This is a genomic window from Nocardiopsis yanglingensis, assembly GCF_045809185.1.
In the GTDB taxonomy this organism is placed as follows: Bacteria; Pseudomonadota; Gammaproteobacteria; order Xanthomonadales; family Xanthomonadaceae; genus Stenotrophomonas; species Stenotrophomonas yanglingensis.
In genome coordinates this window covers 187,490-199,239 of sequence record NZ_JBJNRH010000010.1, presented here as the reverse complement: position 1 = coordinate 199,239, position 11,750 = coordinate 187,490, and the positions used below count along the sequence as shown (strand labels likewise).

At 66.7% G+C, this 11,750-nt stretch carries 10 protein-coding genes; 8 read left to right on the top strand and 2 right to left on the bottom strand.

Annotation, left to right across the window (positions count from 1 at the left end):
- Positions 1–365: 365 nt before the first annotated feature.
- On the bottom strand, positions 366–686 hold the full coding sequence (locus ACJ7C5_RS14730; protein WP_412704310.1) for a hypothetical protein: 321 nt from the start codon (positions 684–686) through the stop codon (positions 366–368).
- A 45-nt stretch (positions 687–731) separates the two neighbouring features.
- On the opposite strand from ACJ7C5_RS14730, the gene mltB reads away from it, so the two are divergent.
- The 3 genes from mltB to ACJ7C5_RS14715 all read left to right on the top strand — a co-directional run bounded on the left by mltB (position 732) and on the right by ACJ7C5_RS14715 (position 4,469).
- Positions 732–1,877 (top strand): lytic murein transglycosylase B, encoded by a 1,146-nt coding sequence (gene mltB / locus ACJ7C5_RS14725; RefSeq protein ID WP_412704309.1) that lies wholly within the window; start codon positions 732–734, stop codon positions 1,875–1,877.
- Positions 1,874–3,148: a septal ring lytic transglycosylase RlpA family protein gene (locus ACJ7C5_RS14720; RefSeq protein WP_412704308.1), complete on the top strand. Its 1,275-nt coding sequence runs from the start codon at positions 1,874–1,876 to the stop codon at positions 3,146–3,148. The genes mltB and ACJ7C5_RS14720 overlap by 4 nt, the downstream gene beginning before the upstream one ends.
- Before the next feature lie 100 nt (positions 3,149–3,248).
- Entirely contained in the window at positions 3,249–4,469 is a 1,221-nt protein-coding gene (locus ACJ7C5_RS14715; RefSeq protein ID WP_049447834.1) for a D-alanyl-D-alanine carboxypeptidase family protein, read from the top strand.
- An 89-nt stretch (positions 4,470–4,558) separates the two neighbouring features.
- On the opposite strand, the gene ACJ7C5_RS14710 is transcribed toward ACJ7C5_RS14715, so the two are convergent.
- The gene (locus tag ACJ7C5_RS14710; RefSeq protein WP_295554238.1) at positions 4,559–5,632 is read right to left on the bottom strand and encodes a lipid A deacylase LpxR family protein; all 1,074 of its coding nucleotides are present in this window, start codon (positions 5,630–5,632) and stop codon (positions 4,559–4,561) included.
- 340 nt (positions 5,633–5,972) lie between these two features.
- On the opposite strand from ACJ7C5_RS14710, the gene ACJ7C5_RS14705 reads away from it, so the two are divergent.
- The 5 genes from ACJ7C5_RS14705 (at position 5,973) to ACJ7C5_RS14685 (ending at position 11,602) form a co-directional block, all read left to right on the top strand.
- On the top strand, positions 5,973–6,965 hold the full coding sequence (locus ACJ7C5_RS14705; protein WP_049447832.1) for a CsgG/HfaB family protein: 993 nt from the start codon (positions 5,973–5,975) through the stop codon (positions 6,963–6,965).
- A gap of 169 nt (positions 6,966–7,134) precedes the next feature.
- Positions 7,135–7,413, top strand: coding sequence for a YbeD family protein (locus ACJ7C5_RS14700; protein ID WP_005411067.1), 279 nt, complete (start codon positions 7,135–7,137; stop codon positions 7,411–7,413).
- The gene (gene lipB / locus ACJ7C5_RS14695) at positions 7,401–8,111 is read left to right on the top strand and encodes a lipoyl(octanoyl) transferase LipB (RefSeq protein WP_094002377.1); all 711 of its coding nucleotides are present in this window, start codon (positions 7,401–7,403) and stop codon (positions 8,109–8,111) included. Before ACJ7C5_RS14700 ends, lipB begins: the two co-directional genes overlap by 13 nt.
- 18 nt (positions 8,112–8,129) lie before the next feature.
- Entirely contained in the window at positions 8,130–9,140 is a 1,011-nt protein-coding gene (gene lipA / locus ACJ7C5_RS14690; protein WP_088027180.1) for a lipoyl synthase, read from the top strand.
- A 284-nt stretch (positions 9,141–9,424) separates the two neighbouring features.
- Complete coding sequence (locus ACJ7C5_RS14685) at positions 9,425–11,602, top strand: carboxy terminal-processing peptidase (protein ID WP_412704307.1); 2,178 nt, start codon at positions 9,425–9,427, stop codon at positions 11,600–11,602.
- Positions 11,603–11,750: the final 148 nt, after the last annotated feature.

The following is an 11,750-nucleotide window of genomic DNA, read 5'->3' as shown; positions in this document are numbered from 1 at the left end:
ACGGCTTCTACAATCCAGCCCGGCTACACTCGGCGCTGGGCTACCACTCGCCTAACAACTACGCCCGGCAGCTCCGGGCTGCCGCCTGAAACGGCTTCATGGCGTCCGTTTTCAGGGGGCCAGATCAGTCAGCCGCATGGATGCGGCTGCCAAGCCTCCAGGGACGGATTCACGGCGTCCCCCGCGTACCCAACCCGACCGGCCCAGCCGCGGCTTCTGCTTTCCGCAACACACCCCACCCACGAGGGGCTGCGCCGTTGGCTGGAAACTTCCTGACTCTGCGCAACGCCCGTTGTGGAAGCGTTCTCACGACGATGCACGGCAGCACGCCCGCTGACCAAAGTCCGTAAAAAGCGTTAGCTGGTTCACACTTTTACAGCGCGTTGATCTTGATCAATGGACTTGTCGTAATCGGCCTGCACAATGGCGGCCCGTTCGGCACGGCGCGCCGTCAATCGTTGCAGCGCGAGGGGGCGTCGGGCGGGAAGCAGTACTGATCCAACGGGTACAGGGAGCGCGGGGAACTGCCACTGGGGAGCGGCAGCCGCGCAGGTACCGACCGGATCCGGTCGCCGGTTGCGTCTGCGGGGATGGGGACGCAACCGGCAACCTCTATCTGAATGGGGAAGGGTGATCACGACGTCTTCACATTTCCCGCTGAACGCGGGCAAATCGTTGTGATTCATGGTGTTAGGGGTTTTAATTCATCCATGACCTGCTAACCTGCGACGATGATTCGACGCACTCTGGCCTGCATGCTCACCCTCGGCCTGGTCGCCTGCGCGACCCAGCCGAAGTCCCCACCGTCTTCGCCCCAGGCCAGCAGTACGCCGCGCCAACCCGCCGCCAAGGCTCATGGCCCGGCCGAGGCCGCGCCCGAAGCCGCCGCTGCCACCGCGCCGCCGGTCGATCTGACCCCGGTACCGTTCGACGTCGCGCGGGCCCGCTTCATTGCTGATACCGCCAAGCGCTATGGCCTGAAGCCGGAGCAGATCAGCAGCGTGCTCGACCAGGCGCAGGTGCGCCAGCCGATCATCGCCGCGATGTCGCGCCCGGCCGAACGGGTCAAACCGTGGAACGAATACCGGCCGATGTTCATCAGCAAGGCACGCATCGATGGCGGCCGCGCGTTCCTGGCCCAGCACCGTGCCGAACTGGATCGCGTGCAGCAGCGCACCGGTGTGCCGGCCGAAGTGATCGTGGCGATCATCGGCGTGGAAACCAGCTACGGCAAGAATGCCGGCAGCCATCGCGTGCTTGATGCGCTGTACACGCTGGCGTTCTATTACCCGCGTAGCGGCGACCCGGCCAAGCTGGAACGCGAAGTGCGCCGCGAGCTGTTCTTCCGCGATGAGCTGGCCAAGCTGTTCGAGCTGGGCCGCGAAGAAAACCTGGACATCACCACGCTCAAGGGCAGCTATGCCGGCGCGATGGGCATGGGCCAGTTCATGCCGTCCAGCTATCTCGATTACGCCATGGACGGAAACGGTGATGGCCGCCGCGACCTGTTCACCAGCTACGACGATGTGTTCTCGTCCATCGCCAACTACTTCGTGAAGAAGGGCGGCTGGGTGCGAGGTGGCCAGGTGGCCGTGCCGGCCACGCTGGCGCCGGGCCGCGAGGAGTTCAATCCGACCGAATGGATGCCGACCTGGTCGATGGCCGACCTGGCGCAGCGCGGCTACCAGCCCAGCGCAGCGGTGCAGCCGGGTGCCACCGCCACCCCGATCACGCTTGAAGGCAGCACCGGCAAGCAGTACTGGCTGGGCTTCCAGAACTACTACGCGATCACCCGCTACAACCTCTCGAAGATGTACGCGATGGCCGTGTTCCAGTTGTCCCAGGCCATCGCCGGACAGGAGCTGCCCCCGGCATGAACATCAGATGGCTGGTCCCAGGCTTGATCGTCCTCGCGCTGGCTGCCTGCAGCAGCGCGCCGAAGAAGCCGGCCACGGCCGGCCATGGTGGCAAGTCCAGTGGCACGCTGGTGCAGGGCCGTGGTTCGCGCCCGGCACATTGCCCGGAAGGCTCGCCGTATGCGGCGGCCAAGGAAGACCTGAGCACCCGCGGCAACTACACCGCCGGTGGCCTGTACAAGCCGGGCGTGCGCGACAGCACCCCGGACTACATTCCCAACGTGGCCTGCATCCCCGAACCGGAAGTGACCGCGGAAGAGCGCTCGGCGATCGGCAACAAGACCCCGTACGTGGTGCTGGGCAAGTCGTACAAGGTGCTCGACGACACCCGCAACTATGTCGAACGCGGCACTGCGTCGTACTACGGCGCCAAGTTCCACGGCCGCTTGACCTCCAACCGCGAGGTCTACGACATGTACCAGTTCACTGCTGCGCACAAGACGCTGCCGCTGCCCAGCTTCGCCCGCGTGACCAATCTGGACAACGGCGAATCGGTGATCGTGCGCGTCAATGACCGTGGCCCGTTCCACGACGGCCGCGTGGTCGATCTCAGTTATGCCGCCGCCGTGCGCCTGGGCATCACCCAGCGCGGCACCGGCAACGTCGAAGTGCGTGCGCTGCAGCCGGGCGAAAGCAACCTGATGGCGCAGAAGCCGTCGCGCCGTGAACGACGTGCTGCGGAAGCGGCCGCCGCCAGCGCTGTAGCCAGTGCGCGCCCGGCACCGACCGCACGTGCTGCCGCCGACAGCGACATCGATCGCCTGGTCAAGGGTCTGCCGGCCGAGGGCATGCCGGCGCGTGGCCAGCCGGCCACCACCCAGGGCGTGGCCAGCACCGTGCCGGACGTGGCGGTCAGCAGCCTGCCGCCGAGTGCACCGCCGGCGCGCAGCACCGCATACGCGCCGGCTCCGGCGGTCGTTGCCAGCACCACGCCGCGCGCCGTTGCGCCGGCACCGGTCCGCACCACACCGGCCTCCCCCAGCCTGTCGCAGCAGGTGGTGGGCGCGGTGATGGTGCAGGTCGCCAGCTTCTCAAACCGCGACAACGCCAACCGTGCGATGGGCCAGCTCAACGCCGCCGGTATCGTCGGTGCGACCATCAGCGACATCGCCGCCGGTGGCCGTACGCTGTTCCGGCTGCGCGTTCCCGCCAGCGACCATGCCAGTGCCGCGGAACTTGTCGGCCGCATCGCCGGTCTGGGCCTGGGTTCGCCGCAGATCGTCAAGGATTGATCCACCCGGGCCGGTGCTGCCGGCCCATGCTGCCCCGGCCTTACAATAGCCGCTACGTTCCACCCTCCATTCCCGGCCGTCCCCTGGAGCCTGCTGTCCAATGAATTTCCGTTCCGCCGCCACCGCCCTGGCCGCCACCCTGGTGGTCGGCCTGGCTTCCGCCCAGACGCCGCTGCCGACTCCGGCCACGCCGGCGCCTGCCGCCGCCGCTGCTGCCCCGGCTACCGTTGCCACTCCGCCGGCCCCGGCGCCGAGCGTGTCCAAAGCCTGGGTCCTGATGGATTACGCCACCGGCCAGGTGCTGGCTGGCGAGAACGTCCACGAGCAGCTGGCCCCGGCCAGCATCACCAAGGTGATGACGTCCTACGTGATCGCCGCCGAGGTCAAGAACGGCAAGGTCCGTGCTGATGACCAGGTGATGATGAGCGAGCGCGCCTGGCGCGAAGGTGGCGCCGGCACCGACGGCAGCTACAGCGGCTTCCCGGTCAACCAGACCGCACGCCTGGAAGACATGGAAAAGGGCATGGCGATCCAGTCCGGCAATGACGCCGCGATCGCCCTGGCCGAGCACGTGGCTGGCAGCGAAGAAGCCTTTGCGTCGCTGATGAACAGCTACGCCGCCAAGATCGGGATGAAGGACTCGCACTTCGTCAACGCCCACGGCCTGACCGCGCAGGGTCACCACAGCACTGCCTACGATCTGGCACTGCTGGGCCGCGCGATGGTGCGCGATTACCCGGAAACCTACGCGTACAACAAGATCAAGGAATTCCAGGTCGGCAACATCAAGCAGCCGAACCGCAACCTGCTGCTGTGGCGCGATGGCAGCGTGGACGGCATCAAGACCGGCCACACCTCCGAAGCCGGCTACTGCCTGATGAGCTCGGCCCAGCGTGGCGACCAGCGCCTGATCGCCGTGGTGCTGGGCGGTGCGTCGGAAAAGCAGCGTGCCGATGACAGCCTGGCCCTGCTGAACTGGGGCTTCCGCTTCTTCGAGACCCACCGCCTGTATGAGCCGGGCAAGGCTGTGGCCGAGCACAAGGTCTGGAAGGGCACCACCGACAAGGTGCAGCTGGGCGTGGCCCAGCCGATGCTGGTGAGCGTGCCGCGCGGCCGCTACAACGACCTGAAGCCGAGCATCGACGTGCCCAAGACCCTGGAAGCACCGTTCACCGCCGGCCAGCAGATCGGTACCGTGAAGGTCACCCTGGATGGCAAGGTCATCGCCGAGGCACCGCTGGTGGCTGTGGCCGCCGTCGAACAGGCTGGCTTCTTCAAGCGCCTGTGGGACAGCTTCTGGATGTGGTGGGAATCGGAATGATCCACGCACCCGCGTGGTGAAGGAAAAGGCCGGCGAAAGCCGGCCTTTTTCGTTGGAATCGGTGTGCCGACCAACGGTCGGCACCTACCTTACAGCGAGCGGCTGATGGTGAAGCTGCCGAATACCGGGGCTTCGCGCTGGCCGTAGAACTCGCGGGTGCTGTGGTAGCGCGCCACCGCGAACTTCCAGCGGCCGTACATCAGCGCCATGCCGTAGCCGCCCTGTGCCACCACGTGGCGTTTGTCCACGCTGTGGCTGCTGCGGAACGTGTTGCCGTCCAGAGTGATGTCGCGGATCACCCACGCCGCGTCGGTGGTCACGAACATGTGCCATGACCAGCCATTGGGGCGACCGCCACGGGTCGGCGCCGTGTTCTCACCGGCCGGACGCAACGGCGTGCTGCCGAAATCATCGGGCAGCTTCCAGCCGAAACGTACTTCGCCACCGGCATTGGCCTTGGTTTCCAGGTTGCCGATCGCACCACCGTAGTGGCTGATCGCATCCCAGCCCCAGCCGCCGGCATTGATGCTGGCATCGGCCGGCCAGCGGCGCATGCGCTCGTGGGTCAGCATGAACAGCGGCTCGTTGTGCAGCTGGTTGTCCCAGCCCTCGAACTTCTTGTCATTGAGGATGTTGTGCACCGCGTCCTGCACCTGCTTGCCCTGCGCCCACGGGCCGACTACGCCCAGCGTCAGCTGGGTGGTCTGCAGGCGGTCGCCGCTGCGCGCGTTGAAGCCGAAGCTGGCGATCAGCACACCGGCATAGGGGCGATCATCCTTGATCAGATCGCGGCGGGCCGGATCGGTCGGGGTGAAGATGCCCTGGCCGATACTGAAGATCATGTTCTGCTGTTCGAACCTGCCGGGGTGCAGGCCTTCCAGGTACTGGTTCACCCAGCGCGCCATGCGCGGCAGGCAGGGGTCGTCGGTGTAGTCGACCAGGTTCGGCGAGACCAGGGTCAGCTGCGCGCCGTTGGTGTACCCCTGGTCCTGGTGGCGGCCACCGAACAGGTCGTTGTCGACGCGGAAGTTGATCTGCGGCGGGTGGTCGCGCATTGCGTCCGGGCCACATTGTTCGGCGGCCTGGGCGGCAAGCGGGAGGGCGGCAGCGAGCAGGCCGGACAGCCCGAGGGCCGTGAGGCGGCGTTGGGAAGGGGGACTCATGGGGGGCGGATTCTTTTGTCGTTTTATGCCGCGACACGGTACCCCCAGGCGGCGGTTGAAACGACTACACGGCGGTCACTTGTCTGTTCCGAAAACAACATTGTCCACCTGACACAATGTGATACGTGAGGCGGGTCGGGATTACCCGGCGCTGAGGTGGCCGGATCGGACCAAGAGTGTCGGCATCAGCATTTCCAGTCAGCTGCGGTTGTGGTTGGGGCCTTCCATGCCCTATTCTCTGCGCCGACGCCTGGGGGGCGTCGCCAAAGGATTCAGGTCCCAGACCCTTTCTCAACCCATGGATTGTGCTTCGCCGTCGGCGAAGTGCTGGATGACTCATATGAACAAATCGAATTCGCTCGCCCATGTGCTGGCCTGCGCGCTGCTGGGTGCCGGTCTGGTGGCCGTCAGTGCCCCGGCGTCGGCGGGTCTGCGCGACAGCTTCGCCAACAGCCGCACCTCGGCCCAGGAGCAGAGCAAGAAGGGCCAGGCCGAGATTCCGGTCTGCACCAAGCCGCTGGGTTCCATCTCGGTGATCGAGCCGGAAGACGTGGTGAACTGGTGGACCGGCCAGCAGTTGCCGGCGCCTTCGAAGCTCATCAAGGTCTTCGTCAACAAATCCAAGTGCTTCACGCTGGTGGACCGTGGCGTCGGCATGGCCGCGGCCCAGGCCGAGCGCGCGCTGGCCAGCGAAGGCCAGCTGCGTGGTCGTTCCAACATCGGCAAGGGCCAGATCCGCGCCGCCGACTACGTGCTGGTGCCGGACCTGATCTCGCAGAACAGCAATGCCAGCGGCAACGCCATTGGCGGCCTGCTGGGCGGCCTGATCGGCGGCAAGGCCGGCGCGGTGGTCGGCGGCCTGAACTTCCGCAGCAAGACCGCGGATGTGACCCTGACCCTGACCGACGTACGCTCTTCCGAGCAGGTGGCCATCGTCGAGGGCAACTCCAAGAAGACCGATCTGGGCTGGGGCGCCGGTGGCGGCCTGTTCGGCGGTGGCGGCATCGGCGCGATGGGCGTCGGTGGCTATGCCAATACCGAAATCGGCCAGGTGATCACCCTGGCTTACCTGCAGGCCTACACCAACATGGTGGCCGAGCTGGGTGGCCTGCCGGCCAATGCCTCGGCGGCCAACGCCGGCCAGGCTGTGACCATGCTCAAGGCCGGCCGCCTGCTGGCCAATGCCAAGGGCACCGGCGCGCCGGTGCGCTCGCTGGAGCCGGGCATGCTGCTGTACCCCACCGGCGTCAAGGAAGGCACCATGTGGGAAGTGGAAGACGAAATGGGCAACAAGGGCTGGGTCAATTCCACCCTGATGGAAACGGCCAAGTAAGCCGCCCGCGTGCCGGTTCCGTGCCGGCACGCGTCGCCTGCCGGACCGGCCTGCAAGGGCCGGCTCCGTCAAGTGCAGGGGCCGGCTGCAACGCAGCGGCTCGCCGATGCTGCTTTTGACTTTGATGAATACTCTTGGGTTTGTTGCCCTGCGGCCCGATAATGGGTCCATGGAAATCAAGTCCGACAACCCCGACCACGGCTTCCAGTTCCCCGGCCAGTTCGAGCTCAGCGCCATGGGCCCGGCCAACCGAGGCCTGGAGCATGAGCTTCCCCGCCTGCTGCTGGCTGCCGGCATTGATGTCGTCAATGAGCGCATCAGCTGGAAGCATTCGTCCAACGGCAAGTACGTGTCCGTCCGCATCGTGTTCAAGGCCGAGAGCCGCGAACAGTACGACCTGGCGCACCAGGCACTGCGTGACCACCCGGAAGTGAAGTGGACGCTGTAGCCGACAACTGCCCGGCCGAAGCCGCCCCCGAGGACCGCGCGCCGCGTCCGGCCCTGGTCCGCGACCTCGGCCGTCAGGCTTACGAGCCGGTGTGGCGCGCCATGCAGCGCTTCACCGACCAGCGCAGCGATGCCGATGCCGACGAGCTGTGGGTGGTCGAGCACGACCCGGTGTTCACCCTGGGCCAGGCCGGCAAGGACGAGCACGTGCTGGCGCCGGGCGAGATCCCGGTGCTGCACGTGGACCGCGGCGGCCAGGTGACCTATCACGGCCCCGGCCAGATCGTGGTCTATCCATTGCTGCGCCTGCCGCGGCTGGGCATCGGTGTGCGCGATTACGTGTGCCGCATCGAGCAGGCCATCATCGACACCCTGGCCGAGTGGAACATCGGCGCCGAACGCCGCGAGGGCGCCCCGGGCGTCTACGTCGGTGGCGCCAAGATCGCCGCACTCGGCATCCGTGTGCGACGCGGCTGCACCTTCCATGGCCTGGCCTTCAACGTGGCCATGGACCTGGAACCCTTCCACCGTATCAACCCCTGTGGCTATCAGGGGTTGCAGGTGACCTCGGTGGTAGACTTGGGCGGCCCCTCCGGGATGAATGCCGTCAAGCCGGTGCTGCTGGACCACCTGGCCCGCCAGTTCGGCCTGCTGCTGCAGCACACGCCCGAACTGCCTGATCTTTCTGCGGCCGCCTGACCGCCCCCCGGAACTGCCATGACTGAAACCACCGCCCGTTCCATTCCCCTGCAGATCGTGCAGGGCGACTCTCCGTCCGCCGCGCCGTTGCAGGCCGGGGTCAAGCAGCTGGGCGGTGACAAGATCAACCGTTCGCCGGTGCAGTTCGCCGATGCGCCGGTGCTGCGCAAGCCGTCCTGGATCCGCGTGCGCATTCCCTCGGGCAATGCCGTGCAGAACCTGAAGGCCAAGCTGCGCGAGAACCGTCTGGTGACCGTGTGCGAGGAAGCCAGCTGCCCGAACATCCACGAGTGCTTCGGCCATGGCACCGCTACCTTCATGATCCTCGGCGAGGTCTGCACCCGCCGCTGCTCGTTCTGCGACGTGGCTCACGGCCGCCCGAAGCCGCCGGATGCCAACGAACCGGCCAGCCTCGGCCAGACCGTGGCCGACATGGGTCTGAAGTACGTGGTGGTGACCAGCGTCGACCGCGATGACCTGCGCGACGGCGGTGCCCAGCACTTCGTCGACTGCATCAGCGCCATCCGCGCGAAGTCGCCGGGTACCCGCATCGAAGTGCTGACCCCGGACTTCCGCGGCAAGGGCCGCATGGAGCGCGCGCTGGAGATCCTGGCGCAGAACCCGCCGGATGTGTTCAACCACAACATCGAAACCGTGCCGGACCTGTACCGTAACGTGCGCCCGGGTGCGGACTACCAGTGGTCGCTGAACCTGCTGAAGAACTTCAAGGCGCAGCACCCGGAGGTGCCGACCAAGAGCGGCATCATGCTGGGCCTGGGCGAAGAGTTCGAACAGATCAAGGCCACCATGCGCGACCTGCGCGCGCATGACGTGGACATGATCACCATCGGCCAGTACCTGCAGCCGACCGCGCACCACCACCCGGTGCTGAAGTACTGGACCCCCGAGGACTACAAGGCGCTGGAAGAGTACGGCTACGAACTGGGCTTCAGCCACGTGGCGTCCGGCCCGATGGTGCGCTCGTCGTACCACGCCGACGTCCAAGCCAAGGGCGCGGGCGTCTCCTGACACCCTGCCGGTGGGTGGGAGCTACTTCTCCTGTGGGTGCGGACCGTTGGTCCGCACACCTCTGCCTACTGTAGAGCCGAGCCCATGCTCGGCTGCTTGCTGGTGGCCTGCCGAGCAAGGGCTCGGTCCTGCCTTCGCCTGCATTCACAATTTGCTACACCGGCCCCGCTAGGCTGGTTTTCCACCGAGCGCGGCCGGGTGACAAACCCGGCAACTTTCGGCACTGTCGTGGTGTCTGAACACCCCGCAGTCTCCCCCTTGGCAAGGCGCCTTCGAGCACGTCAATGAAATTCAAAGCCCCCGCATTCCTGATGGCCCTGGCGCTGGTCGCGCCGCTGGCGCTGGTGGCCAAGGCCGACTCGCCCGCATTGCCCGCGGCGGCCACCGCCGATCAGGTGACCACCTCCAAACTGGTGTACGGCCTGCTGTCCGACAGCCGTTACGCCTACCGCCCGCGCGCGCTGGACGAGGCCACGTCCAAGGACGTGTTCAAGCGTTACCTGGAGACGCTGGACGGCGGCAAGCAGTACTTCACCCAGGCCGACGTGGCGCGCTTCGCACCGTTCGAAGCCAACATTTCCTCGGCCATCCGTGGCGGCGAGCTGGAGCCGGCGTTCCAGGTGTTCGCGGTCTACAAGCAGCGTGTCGGCGAACGCGTGGCCTACGCGCGCAAGCTGCTCAAGCAGGAGCCGGATTTCACCACCGACGAGCGCTTCGAATACGACCGCAAGAAGGTGCCGTGGGCGGCCAGCAGCGCCGAACTGGACGAGCTGTGGCGCAAGTCGGTGAAGAACGACTGGCTGCGCCTGAAGCTGGCCGGCAAGAAGCCGGACGACATCCGCAAGACGCTGGACAAGCGCTACGCGACGCTGGAGAAGTCGGTCAACGAGCTGAAGGGCGAAGACGTCTTCCAGTTCTTCATGAACTCGTACACCAGCGCGGTTGATCCGCACACCGATTACTTCACCCCGCGCACCGCCGAGAACTTCAACCAGGCGATGTCGCTGTCGCTGGAAGGCATCGGCGCGCAGCTGCAGCGCCAGGACGACGTGGTGGTGATCCGCGAGATCATCGCCGGTGGTCCGGCCGCGGTGGACGGCACGTTGAAGCCGGGTGACCGTATCGTTGGCGTCGGCCAGGGCAAGTCCGGTCTGGTCGAGGATGTGATCGGCTGGCGCATCGACGATGTCGTGGCCAAGATCCGTGGTGCCAAGGACACCCAGGTCAAGCTGGAATTCATTCCGGCTGCCGAAGGTGCCGACGGCAAGCACCACACTCTGGTGCTGACCCGCCAGAAGGTGCGCCTGGCCGAACAGGCCGCCAAGGGCGAGACCATGACCATTCCGGCCGCCAATGGCGAGCCGGCGCGCAAGATCGGCGTGATCAAGCTGCCGACCTTCTATCAGGACTTCGAAGGCCGTCGCCGCAATGCGGCCGACTACGCCTCGGCCACCCGCGACGTGGCCAAGCTGCTGGCCGGTTTCAAGAACGACAAGCTGGATGGCGTGGTGCTGGACCTGCGCAACAACGGTGGTGGCTCGCTGGATGAAGCCATCGAACTGACCGGCCTGTTCATCGAGCAGGGTCCGGTGGTGCAGGTGCGTGAGTCCGGTGGCCGCGTCACCGTCAACAGCGACCGCAACCAGGGCGTGGCGTGGGATGGCCCGCTGGCAGTGCTGATCAACCGCGGTTCGGCCTCGGCCTCGGAGATCTTCGCCGGTGCCATCCAGGACTATGGTCGTGGCCTGGTGATCGGTGAGACCAGCTTCGGCAAGGGCACCGTGCAGAACATCGTCGACCTCGACCGTTGGCCGAGCGGCGAGACCCAGCGTTTCGGCCAGGTCAAGCTGACCATTGCCCAGTTCTTCCGCATCAGCGGCAGCAGCACCCAGCACAAGGGTGTGGTGCCGGACCTGGCCTTCCCGGCCAGTGTCGATGCCACCGAGTTCGGCGAGAGTACCTACGACAACGCGCTGCCGTGGACCCGCATCGCTGCCGTGCCTCACACCCAGTACGGCAACTTCGCGCCGCTGCTGCCGAAACTGGAAACCCGCCACGACACCCGCATCGCCACTGACAAGGAGTTCCAGTGGTGGAACGAGGACGTGCAGCAGTTCCGCACCGAGGCCGCGAAGAAGTACATCTCGCTCAACGAGGCCACCCGCCGCGCTGAGCGTGAGCGCCAGGACACCCAGCGCAAGGAGCGTCAGGTGCAGCGCAAGGAACTGGGCCTGGCCCTGGACCCGCTGGCCGATGACAGCAGCGATGACGGCCTGACCGGCAACGAGCGTGACATCGTCAAGGATGCCGCGCGCGAGAAGGCCGCCGAGAAGCGTCCGGACCCGCTGCTGCGCGAGTCGGCCTCGATCCTGGCCGACGCCGTGAATCTGCTGGCCAACGACCGCCCGCTGTCGGCCCAGGTGCTGCCGCAGTCCACTGGCGCCGGTCGCTGGGCGGACTGAGCCGGCGACGCCATGTGATCTCCGAGGGGCCGGCATTGCCGGCCCCTTTCTGTCTGTGGACCTCGTTCACGGTAGCGGGGGGGGGGGGGCCGCCCCCCGCCGGGGTAGCGCGCGGGCGCCGCGCCGGGCCCCGCCGGCGCCGGGCCGA